Source organism: Halobacillus litoralis (assembly GCF_020524025.1).
In the GTDB taxonomy this organism is placed as follows: Bacteria; Bacillota; Bacilli; order Bacillales; family Halobacillaceae; genus Halobacillus; species Halobacillus litoralis_D.
In genome coordinates this window covers 80,422-101,472 of the sequence record NZ_JAIVKN010000004.1, presented here as the reverse complement: position 1 = coordinate 101,472, position 21,051 = coordinate 80,422, and the positions used below count along the sequence as shown (strand labels likewise).

20 protein-coding genes are annotated in these 21,051 nt (G+C 41.1%); 9 read left to right on the top strand and 11 right to left on the bottom strand.

Features of this window, described 5'->3' with window-relative positions; genetic code table 11:
- Positions 1-382: 382 nt before the first annotated feature.
- A complete protein-coding gene (locus LC036_RS14730) occupies positions 383-754 on the bottom strand; it encodes a VOC family protein (RefSeq protein WP_226584290.1) in 372 nt (123 codons plus the stop codon).
- Between the two features lie 237 nt (positions 755-991).
- Entirely contained in the window at positions 992-1,723 is a 732-nt protein-coding gene (locus tag LC036_RS14725) for a ZIP family metal transporter (RefSeq protein WP_226584276.1), read from the bottom strand.
- 218 nt (positions 1,724-1,941) lie between these two features.
- Here LC036_RS14725 and LC036_RS14720 point away from each other — a divergent pair, with 218 nt between their 5' ends.
- Positions 1,942-2,772: a glycerophosphodiester phosphodiesterase gene (locus LC036_RS14720; protein WP_226584273.1), complete on the top strand. Its 831-nt coding sequence runs from the start codon at positions 1,942-1,944 to the stop codon at positions 2,770-2,772.
- A 302-nt stretch (positions 2,773-3,074) separates the two neighbouring features.
- Complete coding sequence (locus LC036_RS14715; RefSeq protein ID WP_226584271.1) at positions 3,075-3,833, top strand: CsxC family protein; 759 nt, start codon at positions 3,075-3,077, stop codon at positions 3,831-3,833.
- 42 nt (positions 3,834-3,875) lie between these two features.
- On the opposite strand, the gene LC036_RS14710 is transcribed toward LC036_RS14715, so the two are convergent.
- The 3 genes from LC036_RS14710 to LC036_RS14700 form a co-directional block, all read right to left on the bottom strand.
- Positions 3,876-5,372, bottom strand: coding sequence for a hypothetical protein (locus LC036_RS14710; protein WP_226584268.1), 1,497 nt, complete (start codon positions 5,370-5,372; stop codon positions 3,876-3,878).
- A 67-nt stretch (positions 5,373-5,439) separates the two neighbouring features.
- Positions 5,440-6,195, bottom strand: coding sequence for a CsxC family protein (locus tag LC036_RS14705; protein WP_226584265.1), 756 nt, complete (start codon positions 6,193-6,195; stop codon positions 5,440-5,442).
- A 199-nt stretch (positions 6,196-6,394) separates the two neighbouring features.
- Entirely contained in the window at positions 6,395-7,153 is a 759-nt protein-coding gene (locus LC036_RS14700; protein WP_226584262.1) for a CsxC family protein, read from the bottom strand.
- 204 nt (positions 7,154-7,357) lie between these two features.
- Here LC036_RS14700 and LC036_RS14695 point away from each other — a divergent pair, with 204 nt between their 5' ends.
- Both LC036_RS14695 and LC036_RS14690 read left to right on the top strand, forming a co-directional pair.
- Positions 7,358-8,548, top strand: a complete 1,191-nt coding sequence (locus LC036_RS14695) for a ParM/StbA family protein (protein WP_226584259.1) — start codon at positions 7,358-7,360, stop codon at positions 8,546-8,548.
- A gap of 12 nt (positions 8,549-8,560) precedes the next feature.
- Positions 8,561-8,929 carry a hypothetical protein gene (locus tag LC036_RS14690; RefSeq protein ID WP_226584256.1) on the top strand — a complete coding sequence of 123 codons (369 nt, stop codon included), beginning with the start codon at positions 8,561-8,563 and terminating at the stop codon, positions 8,927-8,929.
- A gap of 54 nt (positions 8,930-8,983) precedes the next feature.
- Here the strand turns inward: LC036_RS14690 and LC036_RS14685 are convergent, their stop codons facing one another.
- Positions 8,984-9,562, bottom strand: coding sequence for a CotY/CotZ family spore coat protein (locus LC036_RS14685; protein WP_226584254.1), 579 nt, complete (start codon positions 9,560-9,562; stop codon positions 8,984-8,986).
- A 417-nt stretch (positions 9,563-9,979) separates the two neighbouring features.
- Here LC036_RS14685 and LC036_RS14680 point away from each other — a divergent pair, with 417 nt between their 5' ends.
- From LC036_RS14680 to LC036_RS14670, 3 genes are all read left to right on the top strand, one after another.
- On the top strand, positions 9,980-11,353 hold the full coding sequence (locus LC036_RS14680; RefSeq protein WP_226584227.1) for a M28 family peptidase: 1,374 nt from the start codon (positions 9,980-9,982) through the stop codon (positions 11,351-11,353).
- Between the two features lie 256 nt (positions 11,354-11,609).
- Entirely contained in the window at positions 11,610-12,032 is a 423-nt protein-coding gene (locus LC036_RS14675) for a hypothetical protein (protein ID WP_226584209.1), read from the top strand.
- 137 nt (positions 12,033-12,169) lie between these two features.
- Positions 12,170-12,703: a hypothetical protein gene (locus tag LC036_RS14670; protein WP_226584207.1), complete on the top strand. Its 534-nt coding sequence runs from the start codon at positions 12,170-12,172 to the stop codon at positions 12,701-12,703.
- Positions 12,704-12,788: 85 nt separating this feature from the next.
- Here LC036_RS14670 and LC036_RS14665 read toward each other — a convergent pair whose 3' ends face one another.
- On the bottom strand, positions 12,789-14,216 hold the full coding sequence (locus LC036_RS14665) for an aldehyde dehydrogenase family protein (protein WP_226584204.1): 1,428 nt from the start codon (positions 14,214-14,216) through the stop codon (positions 12,789-12,791).
- A gap of 78 nt (positions 14,217-14,294) precedes the next feature.
- Positions 14,295-14,894 (bottom strand): hypothetical protein, encoded by a 600-nt coding sequence (locus tag LC036_RS14660; RefSeq protein WP_226584201.1) that lies wholly within the window; start codon positions 14,892-14,894, stop codon positions 14,295-14,297.
- A gap of 447 nt (positions 14,895-15,341) precedes the next feature.
- Here LC036_RS14660 and LC036_RS14655 point away from each other — a divergent pair, with 447 nt between their 5' ends.
- Positions 15,342-16,550: a cytochrome P450 family protein gene (locus tag LC036_RS14655; protein ID WP_226584198.1), complete on the top strand. Its 1,209-nt coding sequence runs from the start codon at positions 15,342-15,344 to the stop codon at positions 16,548-16,550.
- A 68-nt stretch (positions 16,551-16,618) separates the two neighbouring features.
- Here LC036_RS14655 and LC036_RS14650 read toward each other — a convergent pair whose 3' ends face one another.
- The 3 genes from LC036_RS14650 to LC036_RS14640 form a co-directional block, all read right to left on the bottom strand.
- Complete coding sequence (locus tag LC036_RS14650) at positions 16,619-17,344, bottom strand: TspO/MBR family protein (protein WP_226584195.1); 726 nt, start codon at positions 17,342-17,344, stop codon at positions 16,619-16,621.
- Between the two features lie 155 nt (positions 17,345-17,499).
- Positions 17,500-18,342, bottom strand: a complete 843-nt coding sequence (locus LC036_RS14645; RefSeq protein WP_226584193.1) for a glycoside hydrolase family 55 protein — start codon at positions 18,340-18,342, stop codon at positions 17,500-17,502.
- A gap of 380 nt (positions 18,343-18,722) precedes the next feature.
- Positions 18,723-19,868, bottom strand: a complete 1,146-nt coding sequence (locus LC036_RS14640) for a glycerate kinase (protein ID WP_226584190.1) — start codon at positions 19,866-19,868, stop codon at positions 18,723-18,725.
- Positions 19,869-20,147: 279 nt separating this feature from the next.
- Here LC036_RS14640 and LC036_RS14635 point away from each other — a divergent pair, with 279 nt between their 5' ends.
- Positions 20,148-21,038 (top strand): fructose bisphosphate aldolase, encoded by an 891-nt coding sequence (locus tag LC036_RS14635; protein WP_226584188.1) that lies wholly within the window; start codon positions 20,148-20,150, stop codon positions 21,036-21,038.
- The last annotated feature ends 13 nt before the right edge of the window (positions 21,039-21,051 follow it).

Below are 21,051 nucleotides of genomic sequence, written 5' to 3'. Positions count from 1 at the left end.
TTTAGTATGGTGAATAATATAGCATAATTTGGAATATATTCAACATTACATGTAAGGAAACCTAACATTAATCATTATTGTGTAAGCGATACCAAAGTTGATGTGTCTGTATTTTCAGATAACTTAAAAATATTTATTTTTTTATTTAATTCTATTTGTAATTGAAGGAAAATACGGGGTCTATATAAATATTTAACAGCCGGGCTAATAGTCACAAAAACTACATTTAAAGTAAAAGTCATGTAAACTACCACTTCATTACCTTTTTACTAGAAACAAAACATGCTTACCACCAGATTTGAGAGGGGGCATGTTTTAATAGTAAGAACCTTTTCAAAGAGAAATAAAAATCCTCAAGCCTTTTTCAGACTTGAGGATTTTACTAACAATTAAATTCAATAACATTCCCATCCGGGTCACTAATATAAACTTGATGCCATTCCGTCTTATTATGAGGTTTATTCAACATTTCGACCTCATGCGTTTCCAAACGATCGATAAATGCATCCATGTCACTTACTCTTACTGCAAAATGACCATCGCGTGAATCAATTTTTGTTGTTCCACGCAGCGTTTGTCCATCTTCATACTGAATGAGATGGATCTGCGTCGCCCCGATCTGATACCACGCTCCAGGAAAACCAAAATCTGGACGCTGGTCACTTTCCTCAAAACCTAGGACTTCTCCATAAAACTTTTTGGACGTTTCAAGATCTGTCACGATTAAGGATACGTGATGAATTCCTTCGTACATGAACCTTCTCCCCCTTTTTATGTAACATGCAGTCCTCTCTAGTGTAAGTCAATCGGTTTTCTTAATCTACCTTCCTCCACACGGATCGGCTCTTAATCTATTCTTTTAAGGTAAAACCATGAAAATCAGCATCGTGCGAAATGAACGCAACCTGAAAGGTCCTACAGGTACTATGTATTCTTCATAAGAAGTATATTCATCCTTTTTTCAGACGCACAAAAAAGAGTGGTATGAGGTTTAACGAAACCACTCCACCACTCCGATCATGCTTAACAGTCCAAGTAAAAAAGAAAAGGTCGCCAACCGCTCGTACCCATGTCCATGTGTTTCAGGGATCAGCTCTTTATACACAATAAAAAGCATCGCTCCAGCAGCGAAAGCCAGTCCATAAGGAACTAAAAATAAAGCGACGTTCACGACATAAAAGCCCATTAAACTTGAAAACCATTCAATCATTCCCGTAAAAAAAGCCATCGCAATAGAGAGATCTTTCCGGACATTTTGATTAATTAAAAATAAAGCGACCAAAAACCCTTCCGGAGCATTCTGGATGCCCATTGAAAACGCAACAACCAGTCCTAAATTCTCCACTTCACTTGCTAAGCTTGCCCCCACTGATAATCCTTCTGGAATATTATGAAGGGTCATCGCAGCTACGAGCATAAGGGATTGCTGCGGCAGTACAATATCATTCCGTTCATGATTGATGTCAATATGAGGGATTACATACTCTAAGAGGTTTAAGAGAAGAGCACCGGCCAAAACCCCGAAACACAAGACATATAAGTTCGTCAGCTTCAAAGAAGCAGGAATGAGTCCATATGTAGAAGCAGCCACCATAATTCCTGCTGTGTAGGCAAGAATGCTGTCCATCCGCCGGTGTGAAACTTTACGAATAAAGACTACAGGGAGAGCACCCAAGCCTGTTGCCAAAGCAGATAACATCATCACCCAAGCATTCCATTCCATAACAAGCCACTCCCAAGCGGTATATTATCTTCTTAATATATGTTCAAACATAAGGAAAAAGACTTCCTTTTATTATTAAGAAATAGTTTATAAAGATTTATAGGATAATCGCCTCCCTTTTCGTAATCATTCTATATATATCTACAACACTCTCTTTAAACTACCATAATATTCCTTCTGTAGAGTAAAAGGCGAAATTACTGAAGGAGAGTGAAAAGATGAAAAAATCAGCTTCTATTTTTATGATGTCTTTAATTTTGTTTATCGCTTGGACAGGAGTACACACAACAGTATTCGCAGACGAAAAGGACTCTAAAGACAAAGTTCTTACTATTGCACACCGGGGAGCTTCCGGCTATGCTCCAGAGAACACAATGGCAGCCTTTGAGAGAGCTTTTACTATGAAAGCTGACATGTTTGAACTTGATGTTCAATTGAGTAAAGATGGCGAGCTGGTCGTCATTCATGACACCACTGTAGATCGAACAACAAACGGAACGGGACAAGTGAAGAACCTGACGTTGGAGGAATTACGTGAACTTGACGCAGGCAGTTTCTTTAGTAAAGAATTTGACGGTGAGAAGATTCCTACCCTGGGGGAAGTTTTGGATAAATACAGAGGAAAAATAGGGATATTAATAGAAATTAAATCCCCTTCCCTCTATCCTGGAATAGAACAGAAAGTGGCAGAAGCTCTTCAGGAACGTAATATGGATAAGCCAAATAATAACAAAATTATCGTCCAATCCTTTAATCATGAATCAGTTCAAACTTTTCACTCTATTCTCCCTCTAGTTCCAACTGGAGTATTAGTGGGGTATAGCTCAAATGGACTTTCTGATCAAATTCTTAGGGAGTTTTCTTCTTATGCTGATTATGTTAATCCTAGTAAAGCAATGATTGATGAAAATCTTGTCAATCGCATTCACGCATTTGGATTGGATACACATCCATGGACTGTGAGAGATAGACAATCTGCTCAAGCACTGCTAGATGCTGGAGTAGATGGAATTATAACGGATTATCCTGATTATATAGAGCAGAAATGACGAGCTAACGGACCCATACAGCCCTGGGTCCGTTTTTTCATCCCTTCAACCACTCAACTATTTCTCCCCTTTCATTTAAGAAAGCCTATAAGGAAGCAGCCTAAATTTGTAACAGTACCTGTTAAAATGTATTAAAACTAGAGAAACACCTATTTTCGCCTGCCGGGCTATTAATTATAAAATCTAGCGACACACGTCCACTCCATTCTATCTTTAGAGACATATAGTAGTACTGAGCCAAAAATAATATCTTAATAGAAAGATAATAAACTATTGGCAAAATCTACTAAGGAGGAAAAATTATGAGAAAAAATACGGGGTGCGGACAAGGACATAAAAAATGTCCACCAATGCCGGACAGCGACAGAGCAAAATCGAAAAGCGTGACAGCGGAGACAGCATCGTTCTTCCAGGGAACAGAAGAGATTACAAGAGTATTGGGTGATGTCTTCATCCAGTCACTAGTGGAAGCAGATATTGAACTGCCTTCTTACGCTCGTGCAATCAAAAACATTGAGAAAAATGTCTACTTGACTCAATGTAAAGCAATCCCTGTTGTCGGTTCAGACTATGTAAAACTATTTGTAGAAGGATATGTTCATAAAAACATTCAGTATGTTGAACATGACTATGGTTATGTGAAAGATTACAGCGTGAACATTCCATTCAAAGCTTATGACAAAGTTCAGGTTGGTGGAACATTCCCGACTTTCTACAGCGTCAAAGACAACATTCTTCAATACAGAGAACTTGCTAAAGATGGCATGGGAGCCGACCGCTGTGAGTTTGGTTCTTTAACATTTGAAATCAACAATGAGCCAATTAAGTGTAAACTTCTTGCTTCTGCGATCAACCAATTGGATATCGCTCACCACTTCGATAACTGGGGACGCTTTAACAAGATTACAGAGAAAATGGACTTGAACCTACTCATTAAGTTGACTCAAAAGCAGCAGACATTCGGTGTGGATAATGGCAATGGCGGAGATGAGCCTGAGTCGCAAGCTTCGAACAGTGCAGAAACGGCTTATGACCTATTCAAGAAAAACCTTGGTCTGTAACAAACAATAAAAAGAGGGCATCCTTCTGGATCCCCTCTTTTTTTATTTTTTATGAATGGAAACGTATTGATCTTGGAATAAATCGATTCCTATCCTTACATTTCCTTGAACGGCTATCGTTTCGCCTCCAACAACGTCATGATCCGTAATGAAGTGAATCTGCCTGACTTGATGTTCTACAGGGTTCGCATATTTATGCTCGCATTCATAGTGAATACTTCCTACCTCTTGTTGATGTACATCAAGCGCATACTCTCTTTGCGTGCTGCAAGGAACTTCTGGTTTTACATTCCAGCGTACGTGTACTACCTTCTCCCACTTTACGGGGACTTTTATCGATTGGACATCCCCATCACATACATAATGAATATCAACTGCCAGAACACCTTGAGTAAATACTGTGGAAGATGGAAGAAGACATGTCGATTCAAGCGAGCTCAATGACCATTTAATATCTATAACTTGAAAGGGACTGCTTATTGAATAGAGCGCCTCCATAACGTCCACATCAATAACGACACTGGAAAGTAATATAGGAGCTTTAATGATACAGGAGGGATGACCACTTGTTTCTTCCACATGACTACTTGATTCAGAGGAACTCTCATAATCATTAATTTCGAATTCAGAGCTGCTCGAGGATTCTACATCATAAGAGGAACTGCATTCCATTAAATCTTCCAATTCATCTTTTGAAGGAAAGAGACTTTCTTCACAATCTTCCTGGTCTTTTATAGTTAAAGAAGAAGATTCACTTCGCTCCGTTGAATAGGTTTCTTCCCAATCTTCATCCTTAAACAGAGAAGATGATTCCTCAAGCATCGCATAGACTTCCTCTACCATAGGCGGGGAGTCTTTATCCTGAATGGTTCTGCTCATATCACTTTGAGACTCATAATGTTCTTTAAAGCTGCTCGCAGACTCTCCAATGGAAGAGACGATGTCTTTTAAAATGGAGTATTCCTCTTTATCATAGGGGTGTTCCTCTTCCTTCCCATCACTCTCGTTCTCAAAAAAATCGAACGGACTTTCTCCCATAAATTCTTCTTCGCTTGAGGACTCCTCCAACATTGAAAGAATCTGGGGCAGGATGGGATTATCTATCTTTAAATGATCTCCTTTATATCTGCCAGATTCACCATCTTCTGATTCCATTGCTGATTCTTCAAGCATGGAAGAAAATTCTTTCCGGAAAGAAGCCATACGTTTTCTTTTTTCATCCATGTTATCAACCTTCTTCATCTTTGATTCTGGATGTTTCTTATTCCAATGCCCCCCGCCTGCTTCTATCTCATTTTCTATTCTATTTTCCCCCGCTATTTCCGGCGGTGGAGATATAACCGGCCTGCTTTGAGATTCCCCTTTGTTCAAGGAAGTAAAAATGGTATCTCCATGGTTATGATCTTGATCTTTCATGGATTGATTAGCATAGTCATTTTTAAGGAGATAGTCTTTTTCAAGATGTTGATTTTTAACAGGACGGGGCTTTTTTCGATTGTTCCAATGCGTTTGATTAAATTTGATTTCATCTCTATTCATGCCGCCATGAAAGGTGCCGATTCGCGCGCATCCTTCCTCCCTCCTTGCTATCTTTTTCCTCGATTATTTAATATTCACAAGAATCATTTGATGTGGAAGCTACACGAACTTGCTGCTCTTGAAGAACCTTAAGACCGATATCTACCACCATTTTTTCTTCCAGCTGTGTAAAGTAACCTTCGTTAAAAGAAGCAGACCCAGGCAGAGGTGCTCGATCTAAAGCCTCATCCCATTCGATGATTTTACTTGATACGAGTTCACAATAAGGCAGGGCATTATAGAATTGCCTGCTCTCCTGATGATATTGCGAAAGGTCACTGGAAAGCAGCTGATCTTTTTCTGGATACCCTGATGGAAGCGGTTTGGATACAGCAAAATCAAACTCTTCACGGCTGTTAATTTTCGGCATGACCGGCATCGACAAAAACTCTTCAATCTCTGTAACAAAATCAAAAGGGATATCCACGGTAAAGGAGTGCAGGTCAGAAGCTACGGTAAGATCTGTGCTCATTTCAATTTCATTACAAGGGCTTGCATATTGAATATTCTTACGTACAAATCCTTTGACAAATAATTTCTTGGCCGGAAGTAACAAGCGGCACTGCGTTAAAATGACACGTTTTTTAATGTCCTTAATTTCTAATACAGGTTCAGGTAAAGTGATGGTTTCACTAATATTCACTTGTAAATTAAGCTCAGCCAATACGACCGGAACCTTAGTTATGATTTTACCAATACTTACATGAGGCTTTGTTTCGCAGTGATGAACCTCCGAATCCCCTCTATAGTCACAACCCTTTAAGTTCTTGAATGCATCAGTCATTTGTCTGCCTCCTAAACGAAATATAACATCATCGTATGTGGGATAAATGACTATGTCTGGGCTCTTATTTCGAGACTGAGATAATTACCCCTTCACGTCTGAATAATTCGTCGGCTTGCTATGTATGGAAGGATGAACTTTAAAAAAACTTTGGAATAAAATAAAGCACGACCTCCCTTAAGGGGTCATGCTTTATGATTTACTGAGCGTCTACACGTACCTGCTGTTTTTGCAGAACTTTTACAGTAAACGTTACTTGCATTTTTTCAAGAATGTGCTCGAACGTTCCTTCATCTGTAGGTCCGTTTGACGTACGATCTGTCGCTTCGTCCCATTCCAGAATTTCACTAGCTACAAGTTCGCAGAAAGGAAGTTGGTTGTATGCTTGTGAGCTTTCTTGGTGGAATTGGGAAAGGTCGCTTGACAAGAATTTATCTTTTTCAGGGTATCCAGAACCTAGTTCCTGAGCTCTGAAGTAATCAAACTCTCTTCTAGTATTTGCAACAGGCAGCTGAGCAGGTGATAAAAGTGTCACAGAAGTTGTACATTCAAATGGTACATTTACTGTCAAAGACTTCAACTCAGAAGATACACACTTCCCACTACGGTGGCACGGTGTCGCATATTGAATGTTTTTACGCACATATCCTTTGATAAACAGCGGGTATGGCCCGTTTCCGAACTGCGTTCCGGCAGTTACGGCAGTAGGTGTCATAAGACGGCATTGAGTGATGACGACCCTTTTCTTAATGTCCTTGATTTCCAGCACTGGGTGTGGGAACGAGATATTGGCCACAAGGTTCGTTGTGACATTATAAGCTCCCAACTCAACTGGAATTCTCAAAATACGCTGTCCAGATGGTGTGATTGGAGTAGAAGCGCCAGAGTTCATACACTGCTCAATAGAAGCAGATTGGTTAAGGTTTACACAGTTACGTTGATGATTTTCATTACTCATCAATTTTTTCCTCCTTTTATATTAACCTCACTGTATTCTATGCAATGGAGTCTACTAAGCATAGTCAGATGAATCAGTATAAACGCGGAACTTTACTAGACTGTTCATAGGCACTGCATGGGTATCTATCTTTAATAGCAGGCAATATGGGTACTCGCACAGTTTTTCAAGCCCTGCATATGATTTATCGTCAGGAGGTTGAATATGAAAAGAGACCGTATTTTTTCTGTAGACATTGGAAACAGTTGGTACAAAATCCTTGCTTCAGACGATGGTGAGCTGGTGGATTATCAGATCCCTAACGCCATTGCTTTATTTGATGAAGAGTTTTATGAGAAGCCTTACGATGAAGAGGACATGGATTTTGAAGAAAATTTAATCGTTGAAATTAAGAGTCCCGCTGTCCTGGACAGACGCGAAATCTTTTATATCGGGAAATCAGCGATGAAGCAGCGTAATGTCAGCCTCACTTCTTTCAACAATCAGAAGATTGACGAGGACCGCACATATATTCTTCTATTTGCATCCGCTGCCTACCATGCCCTGCTGACCGAATCTTCAGAAGGGGACTTGAATTATACGATCGATCAATTAGCTGTCTCCCTTCCTACTACCCAATATAAAGAGAAGAAAGAATTATTTAAGGAGCGTTTAACAGGAGACCATACGGTTATTTTTCACAAGGTCCCTGGTGTCAAAGAGCCCAAGGAAGTGGCTGTCAAAATCCATATTAAAGAGGTCATTGTTGGCGCAGAGGGAGCTCTTGCTTATTTAGCTTTAACACGAGAGCCAGACTCTTTACTCATCTCAGATGAATCCCTTGTTAAAGATTCTGCAAAGGGAATTATTATCGGAGACTTAGGCGGGGATTCTGTCGATTTTGTCGGCATCAAAAACAACAAGCCCGTAGCATCCGTGGAGGGTGAACCATTCGGAATCAATCAGTTTCTTGATAACATCATACAGAAAGTCAGCAAAAATGAACTATACACCTTCAATTCAAGGTCAGAACTCGAAGAGAAATTAGCGGCCGGGCAGTCCGAATGGTATGTAGAACCTTTCGCAGGGGTGAAAAAGGACATCAGCAAATATATTACCCCGCAGCTCCGACTCATGGCTATCAAATATTTAGAGCACTTTGACCGTGTCAGAAGCAGCTCAAACGAGATTAAAGGAGCTGCCCGATATATTGCAGTGGGCGGGGCTGCACAAATTGCCGAGAAGCAAATCAAAGAAGCAGCCGTCAAATGGAGTGAAAGAGGCCGTCCTATTGAACTGATGTTTCCTGAGGAGATGTCTAAGTTAAATGTGCAGGGGCTTATGATCCTTGCGAAAATGCACCTGCTCAGCAAGAAACAAAAATCCAAGGATGAGTATGCGCTGACAAAAGGCTAGAGGGTGAATGAAATGTCAAAAACATACAGAGATTATTTCAATCAAACGGTGCTGACTATTCCTGATCGATTTATTGATGTGAAAACAGGGGAATCGCAGGTAGTTTCATCTAAAGTCCTGGAAGAAATCCAATACCATTCAGAGAATAATACCCTTCAACATTTCATCCTATCCGCACTGAATGATTACTTTCATAAATCCCCTGTCCGGAATAAAGAGAATAACGACCTTCTCAATGAACTGCTGGAAATTAAAAGAATGTTGAGTGCAGACATTCCAATGAAAATCTCACACTCTTCCAAAAGGCAAACCCAATCGAGCCATTCACATCGAGTGAGCATGAAAGAAATTGAAGATGTTTTAGAAGCATTTGGAGGATAATCCTATATGTAGAGAAGGTAAGCCTTGTGCCTACCTTCTTTTCTAATGAAGGACTTAATGGAGACGTACAGCAGGCAGACAGGTGATGCCACAGAAGCATGAGAGGTCAACCGTCATGCAGATTCCTGTACCGACCAAGTCATCCAGGTCTTTATCATCTACCTGGCTGCAGGCGTCGTTCTTGCTATATCCATGCTTACGCTTGCCGGCATCTTTTAAATCAGATTTAAAGAATAGCAATTCAAGAACGGCACAATCCTTCTCCAATTCTTTAATTTTAAAGACATGTGTGTGGATACATTTCAGCTTCTCTTTCTTTGGATGGCAGGAATACGTCGTCACACCTGTACCTTTAAATGGGTCACATCCGCAATACAGAAGGAATGGAATGGTGTTTTTACATACCTTTTTCTCCCCTAATAAATCATCAATCGACTGCTTACACGATGATTTACAGCATCCGTCCTCCGCCTTGTTCTGGGCATAAAGGATCGCTTCTAATACATCCTTCACACAATTTTTGTAGTGTTTTGCTTTTCTGTTCTTCTTACCGCCGCAGCATTTATCTTTACGATCACTACTCCAATCATAGTTAGAGCTCTCATAGTCATAATCGTAACCTTTTTCGTACATACTTTTTCACTCCTTATTGGTTCGCTCAAAGTATTATACGTTGAGAAGATTTATTTGTTTGATGTGTGCGCCTAAGCCTAAAGCGAAAAAGTATTGGATTTAAAGAATAACAGCGGCTGGTCATCTGTTTAATGAAAGAAAGAGTTGTTATACCTGCCTACGTATGAAAGAAATGATCACAAATGACTTCCGATAAAAAAATGAATCAGAAGTAACATCTTTATGGTCCCGTCCTCTTGAACATGTGTTCCTATACACACTTTTCCCTACCCTTTCGACAAAATCCATGAAATCTAAACACTTACTAATAGGAAGGATGTATACCTTATTCATAAATATCCGGCGCCCTATACAAATACATTTTTTTACATATTTTGATAGAATGCAAGTAGACTTTTATCCAAGGAGGAATGACAATTGCCTAAAAAAGCAGTAACTATGATGTTAGCCGCCGGATTAGTGCTCAGCTCTGCACCCACCGCCACTTTTGCCGATCCGCCAGCTCCTAATGAGATGGCTGATCACGCCTTTGACAACAAATTTATTAAAAAGATTAGTGCCGATCGACTGTTCAACCGAGTAGACTTGCTTTCTAAGAGCCCGCGCGAAGCAGGTACACAAGGAGAATATGACGCTGTTGATTACATTAAAGCTGAATTTGAGAGCTATGGATATGAAACAGAATTGCAGCCATTTACTTTTCAAGCCTGGGATGGAGGCAACCCCTCTATTACGATTAATAACATCGACTTCTCAGGTAACGTTCATACGTTTACTAGATCTGTTAATGCAACAGTGGAAGCCCCTCTCGAGTACGTCGGCTTGGCATCTTCAGAGGATGTAACAGACGCAGTTGATGGAAAGATTGCACTGATTGAGAGAGGCGAAATAAGCTTTTATGACAAGGTCCAAAATGTATTAGATAAGGGTGCAGTTGGTGTCATTATGTTCAATAGAGAAGGAGCAGAAGGCAATGATTTCGGTTATACATACAGTGGACAGGACATTCCGGCTGTAGCGATTGACCGTGAAGCAGGACTTTCCCTCGTCGATCAACTCCAATCCAAGGAAGTTATAGCAGAAGTATCTGTACAAGACGCTGGACCAATCGATAAAACTTCATATAATGTGATCGCAACGACGAAGCCTCACAAAAATAAAGATAATGGGCAGATCATTACCGTCGGCGCCCATCATGACTCAGTCGCTGACGGACCAGGTGCCAACGATGATGCTTCTGGTGTTTCAGGTGTGTTAGAGCTTGCAAAAATTATGGCTAAAACCCCTACAGATACGGAATTACGCTTCATGACATTTGGAGCAGAAGAAAAAGGGCTGGTCGGCTCTTATCATTATGCAAGTACGCTTACGGAGGACGAGGTCAGCCGAACTGTGGCCCACTTTCAAATGGATATGATCGGGAGCCGCGACTCAGGCGACCTCATTATGTTTACCCCTGATGGAGAAAAGAATTTGGTTACAGATCTAGGAGCGTCTGCCGGCGCCCGTGTAGCGGAAGTCGTTGAATACGGGCAGCTTGGCCGCAGTGATCATGTCCCATTCTTTGAGCGCGGCATTCCAGCAGCCTTATTCATTCATGCGCCACTTGAGCCATGGTACCATTCCCCACAAGATACGTTAGATAAAATTAGTAAAGAGAAATTAAAAGAAACGACAGAAATTGTCGGGGCCGCCGTCTATCAGCTGGCCCGACCGGAAACACCGGCACTGGAGAATTCCAGAGTAGCCCCGGGGCCGGTTCATTATGAGTTTGACGATCGTCCACTTTAAAATAAACAAATAGAGAAAAGAGCCACTCCACATAAGGACTGGCTCTTTTTCCAATGAACTCTTAATTTTTTTGCAGACCTTTCAGAATCAAAAGAAGAATGAGAACTCAATAGTCGTACACTTCCTGTTCTGGTACTTTTCCCTATGAAACTTCCTGTGGAAAAATAATAGCCCGTCATTTAGAAGTTTTATCTTGGTAAGGGGCTTCTATTGTCTTATACTGAATGTAATCGTGAACGAAAGGTATGTGAAAAAGATGTTATACATATGGAATATAGAAAAGATCATTACCCATACATTGCAGGAGCATAAGCTGGCGATTAATTTCCAGAGCAACAATGACCTGCCGGCGCCGATGAGTTATAACGTCTCTACCAACACCATCGCCTTTAACTATCTGCAAATTAACGGTTATATGAGTAAAGTGAAGATAAGAGAGTCCAAAGAGGATTTTGTTCGTATTATTCTTTATCATGAAATCGGCTATTATCTAACTTTCCAGAAACACAGGCATGACCTGCGTACGCTGATGTATGGAGAAGACGCTGAAATAGCTGAATTGAAGGAAATTATAGAGACGAATGCCTGGGAATATGGGAGAAAGTTGGTTCCAGAACACCTCTTACATGCCTATGATAGAGTTCGTGAAGAGAACCAACAGTTGATTAAAGGACTTTAATAGAATATCCTCCTTTAAAATTCCAGTTATTTTTCAAAATAGAAAGGAAATTCCTCCCTTATGTAGAATTATATAAGTATTGATGGAAATTGCCGTAACCCTCGTGATTAGGCAGATAAAAAAGGATGGTGGATGGTATGTTCAAGAATCGTATATTCAAGAATGTTCTATTCAAATGGATGCCTCATAAAGAGCAGAATGTTTGCGAAAGAAGACTCGTGAAGGTGATTAAGCGATTGAAAATTGAAGATTTTAATTTCAATTGGGATCGGAACAGCTGCTTTATTGAATTCTCGTATCAAGGGGAGTGTTACCGTCTGGAGCACTCTGTAAATAAAGCGAAGGAAAAAGGAATCATCTTAAGGAATGGACTGGACTGCTTGAATGAGCTCACTCAGTCTCTGGAAGACCTTTGTGTCATTATTGACCGTGGCATGTATTCCTTCGAAACATGGATTACAGGAATGAGAGATCCTTCTTCCGCTAAACAATCCTCTGAGTATGAAGAAGAGTTTCATATTCGCTATAAGTCATCCGGAAAACCAAATCCAGCTGAATTGCAAAGAGCTGAATTGCCAAGAAATGAAGAGTCTCATCCATTTCAAACCGATCCATACTTAAAAGATTATGAGGACGAATTCAACACGACGCGCAAGCCGCAGATGAAGTAACTTTGTACAGCATCAATCAAACACCTTTTTTAAAAAATGTAAGCCCTCCCAACTATGAGTCGGGAGGGCTTTTAACATTATCTTCTTATTTACCTGGATATCCAAGAATCGTTTTCACTTCCAAATACTCATCGATTCCGTAATCGCCCCACTCCCGGCCGATACCGGATTGCTTGTACCCGCCGAATGGAGCAGAAAAGTCTGCTTTTGTATCATTCACTTTAATGCGTCCGGCACGAATACCGGAAGCAGTTCTTCTAAGCGTCTCCGGATCTTTACCATAAACATATCCGGCAAGACCATAGACGACATCATTGGAAATCTCAATGGCTTCTTCAATCGTGTCATAGGTAAGCACGGACATAACCGGACCGAAGATTTCTTCCTGAGCAATGACCATATCATTTTTCACATCGGTGAAGATGGTCGGCTTAACGTAGTATCCTGTATCCAGGCCTTCCGGCTTACCTGTTCCACCTGCAATGAGGGTTGCGCCTTCATCCATTCCTTTTTCAATGTAGGACTGAACGGTGTCCCACTGTTTTTTCGAAACGAGCGGACCTACGTAATTGCCCTCACGCGGATCACCGACAGGGAATTCTGATAAGGCATCGACCATCGCTTTTTCAAATTCCTCTTTCATAGAAGAAGGAATGAGCGTCCGCGTAGCTGCTGAGCATACTTGACCAGAGTTTGTAGCAATATGATTGACTGCTGCTTTTGCCGCTTCTTCAACATTGGCATCATCCAGGATGACAAGTGGAGATTTACCTCCAAGTTCCAAGGCTACCCGTTTAATCGTTTCTGCTGCATTCTTCATAATCTTCTCACCGGTTGCACCAGAGCCTGTGAACGAAACAAAATCAATATCCGGGTGGGAACTGATGCCATCACCAATGACAGACCCAGAACCATTGACAAGATTAAAGGCACCTTTCGGGACACCCACCTTATCAAAAATCTCCGTTAAAATGATCGCAGCAAATGGCGTTAGTTCAGACGGTTTTAATACAACAGGACTCCCTGCTGCGAAGGCACTCGCAATCTTCGTAGACGTTTGGTTTGTCGGGAAATTCCAAGGAGTAATTAAACCACTGACACCAATTGTCTCTTTCACCCGGGTATGGCCGTCATGATGCTCCATAAATGAGAAGTCCTTCAGGGACTCCGCCGCCTGGGAAAAGTGGTTGTAGCCCATCATATAATGAACTTTTTCAGATATTTTCAGCGGTGATCCTAATTCATCTGTAATCGTCTCTATAATTTCGTCTTTACGATTTTCATATTCTTTCGCAATATCCTCGAGCATCTTAATCCGCTCTTCTTTTGAGGTTTGAGAAAAGGACGGAAAAGCATCGCGGGCAGCTTGAACGGCTTTATCCAAATCTTCTTTCGTTCCTAAGCTGATTTTTCCAATGACTTCTTCCGTGGCTGGATTGATCACTTCTTCTGTTTCAGAACCTGTGGATTCGACCCATTCGCCATTAATGTAATGTTTTAAATAATTTCTCACGTTACAAGTCTCCTTTATTCATAGTGAAAAAATGATGAACATGCAGAGAATGTATCCTTTTTCTCCCTTTTTAAAACCTCATTGAGCACTGTCGTCCTCCAAGGACTCCTTCAAACCGCCATCGTCCATGAACCGGACAGCTGAAATGTTCCCTTCATCGTTTAAGTTGATGACGCCTGTAACCATCTCACTTTCTGACGCGCCGTCTTTGCTGTATTGGACTTCCACTTCATAAGTGTAGGCATTCCCCTTTTCTGAATCCGTTTTTTCTATCGTCATATCTTTCGGCTGCAGTTGATAGCCATTTCCATAAGCAGTAGTTAACCAATTAATCGCATAATTAGAATTCACAAACTCCTCATAAAACCTTTCTGCTAAAATTGGCTGATAATTTTCTTTTAAAAAGGCATCTAGTTTTGACCGGTCTCTTGAGTACTCATCAAGGGCCTCGCTTAACGCGTCTCCCGGTCCTGTAAATTCGTTTTCTAAATAAGTTTCTATGGTTTCTATATCTGCCTCCTTATCTGAAAGTGTGGAAGTGGTTTCACTTTCCCCTGTGGGAGTTGTTTCATTTTCCTGTGAAGGTACCGGCGCTCCCTCTTCATCTGTAGAGTTTGAACAACCGGCCGCTAACAATGCCGTCAATAACACAGCCGTAATAAAAAAAGTTTTCCTCATCCATGGTCCCCCCTCTAATATCTTTGCTCTCTTCCTCCATACGAAACAGCCAGGAATTATGTTCCATACCCCGAACCGTGACTTTTTGCTCATTTCACCTTTTGAAGTTACACCCCATTAGCACCATTTGTTGTTCTTAAGAGTCTCTCTATGCGCAGAAAGTCCCGTTATCATAGCTCTCATTTCAGAAGCCAGTACCTGTCTTTTTAAGAAAATGTTCAGGCGTTCGTAGATCGTGGCGGCAAATATATTGCGGTTGATACAGGCGCCTCCACTTGTTAATACAATGCTTTGGGACGGAGAAGATATCACGGATATTACTCCTTCCATGTATGATAGGTAACGTCACTTTCATAATCAATCTATTTTCCATAAATTGTTTGTCACCACATGTTCCTTCCTTTATACTCCAACTATAAGCTGTAAGAACTAAAGGAGGACCATTCAATGAACCAAATGGAGACCCTTTATAAATCAAATTTTAAAACAGGGGCCTATGATTTTTATGAGCAGCAGCGCCTTCACAACCCCATTTTTCCGATGTCCGATACACGCCCCCCTCATTCCTGGCTGATTACGAAATATGATCACGTTAAAGAATTACTCAAATCTACCAGCTTCATAAAAGATCAAAGCAAGTTGTTCTCTTCTTCCAACGGAGAAACAGAAAACGTCAATCTCAATATCTTTGAAAATATGATGCTGGATGTTGATCCGCCCGATCATACCAGACTTCGTAAACTGGTGCAGCCTTACTTTAATCCGAAAACAATTAAACAATTAGAGCCGAGAATCAGCCAGATCGCTGACGATTTATTAATTCAGATGAAGGAGAAAAGCAGTCCTGTTGATTTAATCGATGATTTTGCATTTCCTCTTCCGATTATCGTTATCAGCGAGCTGCTCGGTGTCCCTTCTGAGGACCGGGATAAGTTCCGAAAATGGTCCCATACCATCGTTGCCGCTTCCGACAACATGACGGCTGATTTTACAGAGGACGTGCAGGCCTTCACCTCCTATTTAACCCAGCTTTTTGAACAAAAACGTGCATGTCCCGAAGAAGATTTAATCTCCCGTCTCCTCCAAAACGAAGAAGATGGAGAACAGCTGAACCGAGACGAATTGTATTCAATGGTCGTGCTTCTGATCATCGCCGGTCACGAAACGACTGTAAATCTTATCGGCAACACAATGTTCGCCCTATTTGAACATCCAAACCAGCTGAAAAAAGTAAAAGAGAACCCCGCATTAATTCCTGGAGCTGTTGAGGAAGGACTGCGTTACTACAGCCCTGTCGATTTTTCAACAGCCAGGTGGGCCGATGAGGACATGGACTTTCACGGAAAGACCATTCAACGAGGGGATTTTGTATTAGCTTCGATTAGTTCAGCCAACCGGGATGAAGAGAAATTCGACCATGCTGACCAGTTTGATGTATCCAGGAGAAGAAATGCTCATGTCGCTTTTGGTTATGGCATCCATTTCTGCCTCGGCGCACCGCTCGCCCGTTTAGAGGGAAGCATTGCGCTGGAAAAATTATTGAATTCATTTCCTGATATTCATATAGATCTTGATGCAGAACCACCTGAGTGGCGTCCAGTTTTTCTCCTGCGAGGGCTGAACAGTCTTCCTGTAGCGTTAAAAAAACCTGTGTAAGATTCGGAAGAAGGACAAAAAAAGAGAACTCCTGTTATGAAGGAGTTCTCCCTTTATAAATCAATGACTTACTCTCTTCTAAAGACATAGCTTAAACTTGCAATGAGCAGAATAGCTGCAAAAATATAGGCTGAATAAACAACCAGCGGTACGCCGGCATCCTGATTCTTCACAGCAATTCCGATAAACGCCCAGACAAATACGAGCGGGTACACCCAGTCGTCTTCCTTCTTCAAGAAATAGAGGGCTAATAATGTAGCGACAGCCAGCAGGACAAATGTCCAAACCGAGGCAGGAATACCGAATCCATCCCAGCCAATATAAGTTAGGTAGTAACTAATATTAGCGATGGTGGCAACACTGATCCAACCAAGATAAACAGAGAATGGAAGCAGATCAAAGAAAGAAGCACCAGCTTCCTTCGCTGTCACATACAACCGAATGAGGGTCAGCAGTAATAAAAGCATTACGATTACAGAAAGACCGAAAAACTCATAATGCCACATGAAGACCCAAAGGGCGTTCAAAATGGAGCTTAGTACAAACAAGCCGCTCGTCTCTTGATATAACGGCAAATCCCTACGACTGGCGGGGAATTGACGGATCACCCATATCCCCAGCAGTATGTAAATGAGTCCCCATATACTGAACACATATCCAGCCGGTGTAAACAAAACATCCAGCCTATTGGAAATTTCACCAGTTGTCTGCCCGTTTAAGGGGAGCGCATTCGCCAGCACGTTTACCGTTACAACGAGAATATAAGCGAGTAAGTTCAGAAGAAATCTGCCCATCTCTCCACTCCTTTTCTAAGATGACCTTGATACATATTATTCCTTAGCACCTGTGAATAAAACATCAGAATGAACATAGAGTTAGTTCAATCGATAAATATAAAAATTTGTGACCGCTGTATATGAACAGCAGTCACTAGTGAGGCATAGAGACCCTAATAATATCGATTTGCTGTCCCATCATCCTTTACATCTTGATTGCTTCTAATATAAAAATCTGTTTTCTGACTGTTCGGAGTAAGATTGAGTAGGGGCGTGGGATTTGAAACAACTTGTGGATCCCAGACAACTCCATTAAAGGCATTATATTCACCAGCGACCCGTACTGCACTCTGACTAGAAGGAGTGAGCTGAATCTGCAGGTTGGTAAAGTTATTTCCGCTGGCTTCGTTAGGAATAGTTTTTGAAGAGTTCATCCAAATTCCCCGCACACAATCATCGATTGTCATCCCATTAAAGGTGTTGGCATTTACCCAGCTGTACCCATTTGAAGGCTTGTTCACTCTAATTTCCAAAGCTGTGTGCAACCCAACCAATTTCACGTCATCAAATTGAAGGAAAGAAATTTCATGCCCTGGTCCACCTGCATACAGGTATATACCTTTCCCCTTATGACTATTTGACCAATTTACAATATTTATCTGTTTAAAAACGGATCTATTCCAAGAATTATAGTAGTGATACTTTCCATTGAATACAAGTACACTACTGTTAAAGCTGCTATCATCAATGGCAATGTACGCACCTGTAATACTTGCATTTCTTTCAACCTGTATAACATCTTTGTTTCCATAGATAACAAATCTCGCATCATAGGCAAAGATTAGATGCACCCCTTCCTCTAGAACAATAGTGGAAGTGATAACATAGTCTCCCTTCGGAACATACACCGTACTGGGGTTTTCCTTTAAAGATGCAAATTGGATGGCTTTCTGAACTTTTTCTGTATCCGTGCCTGGAAAATCTAAAACTGAAACATAAGGATCAGTGTCGAACACTATTCCATGACCTCCATTATTTCCAGCTACTATACAGCATCAACACATAATCTAGCATGCAAAGGCTGGAAACATTTTTTAAGACATTAATACGTCTCCCTTCACTATATGAAAGAGGATGCCGTATAGTATAAGCGAAAGACACGATTTGGCTGTTACCTTCTTAACTTAAGAGAGCAATACCAAACTTTTCAAAAGAACATGTGGCTGTGGTAGATTTCTTATTATCCTCAGGTCGGCACTATCTTTTGTTACGCTCCAATAATGAGAATCATAGAATTACCAATGAGAGGGATCTGTCCTGACACTCAAACCATATTTAATAGTATTTTAATGTATACTTAATATGTAAGGAATGGTTGTATAACCACCCTCGTTCCCTAGACATCTTTATGATTTAAATTATAAACTTCCATAAAGCGCTGAGCTGCTTCTTGTAAAAGCTGGGGACCTCGAGCAATCGCTTCATCCAATGTCATAGGACGATTAACGATAGGAAAAATGACAAGCATTCCCTCATCTTTTGCACCACTTAATTCACCTTCAATAACTCCTGCAAAAGCGATGCAAGGAACTCCATGTTTTTTTGCTAAACGAGCCACCCCTATCGGACCTTTACCATACAAAGTTTGAGAATCCACTCTTCCCTCGCCAGTAATAACTAGATTCGCTTCCTTAATCTGTTTCTCTAGATTTCCAAGACTTGCAATAAGGTCAAAACCACTTTCCACATAATAATCTTCTATTAAACTGAACAGAGAAAAACCAAATCCACCTGCGGCGCCACTTCCTCTATTGTCCATAACTTCCTTATTTGTGTAATTCTTCATAACATTAGCATAATTTTCCATACCTCTTTCAAATATCTTTAACTGAGAAGAAGTTACGCCTTTTTGGGGACCAAATACATGAACAGCTCCACGTTCTCCAAGAAGAGGGTTGGAAACATCCGAAGCAATTATCCACTCTACTCCATCACTTATTTGTCTAAAGGTTGTGGCATCTATATCAGCAACTTGAGATAGAGCCTTCCCGTTCATATTAAGCTCTTCTCCTATTGAGTTGTAAAACTTCACACCAAGAGCTTGGAAACAACCGGCCCCTGCGTCAACGGTAGCACTCCCACCCAATCCGAGGATGATACGCTCAGCCCCTCTATCTAATGCAAACTTTATTAGTTCACCTGTTCCAATTGTAGATGCCTTCAAAGGATTTAATTCATTACACATGAGCCTAGGGAGACCCGACGCTGCAGCTGTTTCAATAATCGCAGTCTTGCTGTCCGGCACCCATCCATAAGCAGATGATATTTTTCTTCCAAGGGGATCATTCACTTCTTCATAAATCTTATCCCCCCCCATAACTCTTACAATTGCATCCACCGTTCCTTCTCCACCATCAGCTATTGGCATAGAGTGAACACTAATTGAAGATTTATATTTATGGAGACCAACATTTATTGCTTCACAAACGTCTGCACTGGTCATAGATCCTTTAAATGAATCCGGAGCAATCACTACTCTCATTTAATCTCCTCCTTTAAGTAATAGGCCCTCACAAGCTTCTCCACTAAATCCCGAGCACTTCATAAGTTAAATTACATCTTATTTATTAGTGTAGCTAATGTACCTTCAACCCACAACAAAACACTACAACAGGTAAGAATCACGCTTTTATCATCGTATAATATGCTCAGGGTCTGTTTTTAATATGATACCTCTTCCTTTTAATCTATGTTAAAAAACTCTTCATTCAGGGAAGAGTATGGATGGAAGATTCATAAGACTTAAAAAGGAGTGGTAAACATGAATACTCGTCAATTTGATAAAATTAAGAACGGAAATGGTTTTATTGCTGCGCTTGACCAAAGCGGTGGAAGTACACCTAAAGCGCTGGCCGATTATGGTGTTCCGGAAGATGCTTACAGCAATGATGAAGAAATGTTCGACCGCGTCCATCAGATGCGTACGAGAATCATCACTTCTCCTGCTTTTGATTCTGATCGGATTCTAGGGACGATCCTATTTGAACAAACAATGGATCGTGAAGTGGAAGGCAAGTATACACCGGATTATCTGGCAGACAACGACATCGTTCCCTTCCTTAAAGTTGATAAAGGTCTGGCTGACAAGGAAGACGGCGTCCAGCTCATGAAACCAATTCATGATTTAGACGAAACGCTTCGAAGAGCGAATGACCGTCAAATTTTCGGGACTAAGATGCGCTCTGTCATCCATGAACCCAATACGAGCGGGATTGAGACGCTTGTCGAGCAGCAGTTCGACATTGGCAGACGCATCATTGCGTCCGATCTTGTACCTATTATCGAACCGGAAGTAAACATTCACTCAGAAGATAAGGTAGAGTGTGAACAAATTCTTCGTAATGAAATCATAAAACACCTGAATGAGTTACCTGAAGATGAAAACGTCATGCTGAAACTGACCATTCCAACAATAGCCGACACCTATAAAGAACTTATTGAACATCCTCGCGTTGTTCGGGTGGTTGCCCTTTCTGGCGGCTATTCCCGCGAGGAAGCCAACGAAAAGCTGAAATCAAATAAAGGACTGATCGCCAGCTTCTCACGCGCCTTGATTGGTGACCTGAATGCCAATCAATCGGATGAAGAGTTTAACGCGGCACTGAAGAATGCGGTAGAGTCGATTTATGATGCTTCGGTCAACAAAAAATAAATAAATGTAGAGG

Bases quoted from the DNA above. Each gene is read 5' to 3' on its own strand.
- LC036_RS14730 (WP_226584290.1), bottom strand. From the start codon at position 754: ATGTACGAAGGAATTCATCACGTATCCTTAATCGTGACAGATCTTGAA.
- LC036_RS14725 (WP_226584276.1), bottom strand. From the start codon at position 1,723: ATGGAATGGAATGCTTGGGTGATGATGTTATCTGCTTTGGCAACAGGC.
- LC036_RS14720 (WP_226584273.1), top strand. From the start codon at position 1,942: ATGAAAAAATCAGCTTCTATTTTTATGATGTCTTTAATTTTGTTTATC.
- LC036_RS14715 (WP_226584271.1), top strand. From the start codon at position 3,075: ATGAGAAAAAATACGGGGTGCGGACAAGGACATAAAAAATGTCCACCA.
- LC036_RS14710 (WP_226584268.1), bottom strand. From the start codon at position 5,372: ATGAATAGAGATGAAATCAAATTTAATCAAACGCATTGGAACAATCGA.
- LC036_RS14705 (WP_226584265.1), bottom strand. From the start codon at position 6,195: ATGACTGATGCATTCAAGAACTTAAAGGGTTGTGACTATAGAGGGGAT.
- LC036_RS14700 (WP_226584262.1), bottom strand. From the start codon at position 7,153: ATGAGTAATGAAAATCATCAACGTAACTGTGTAAACCTTAACCAATCT.
- LC036_RS14695 (WP_226584259.1), top strand. From the start codon at position 7,358: ATGAAAAGAGACCGTATTTTTTCTGTAGACATTGGAAACAGTTGGTAC.
- LC036_RS14690 (WP_226584256.1), top strand. From the start codon at position 8,561: ATGTCAAAAACATACAGAGATTATTTCAATCAAACGGTGCTGACTATT.
- LC036_RS14685 (WP_226584254.1), bottom strand. From the start codon at position 9,562: ATGTACGAAAAAGGTTACGATTATGACTATGAGAGCTCTAACTATGAT.
- LC036_RS14675 (WP_226584209.1), top strand. From the start codon at position 11,610: ATGTTATACATATGGAATATAGAAAAGATCATTACCCATACATTGCAG.
- LC036_RS14670 (WP_226584207.1), top strand. From the start codon at position 12,170: ATGTTCAAGAATCGTATATTCAAGAATGTTCTATTCAAATGGATGCCT.
- LC036_RS14660 (WP_226584201.1), bottom strand. From the start codon at position 14,894: ATGAGGAAAACTTTTTTTATTACGGCTGTGTTATTGACGGCATTGTTA.
- LC036_RS14655 (WP_226584198.1), top strand. From the start codon at position 15,342: ATGAACCAAATGGAGACCCTTTATAAATCAAATTTTAAAACAGGGGCC.
- LC036_RS14650 (WP_226584195.1), bottom strand. From the start codon at position 17,344: ATGGGCAGATTTCTTCTGAACTTACTCGCTTATATTCTCGTTGTAACG.
- LC036_RS14640 (WP_226584190.1), bottom strand. From the start codon at position 19,868: ATGAGAGTAGTGATTGCTCCGGATTCATTTAAAGGATCTATGACCAGT.
- LC036_RS14635 (WP_226584188.1), top strand. From the start codon at position 20,148: ATGAATACTCGTCAATTTGATAAAATTAAGAACGGAAATGGTTTTATT.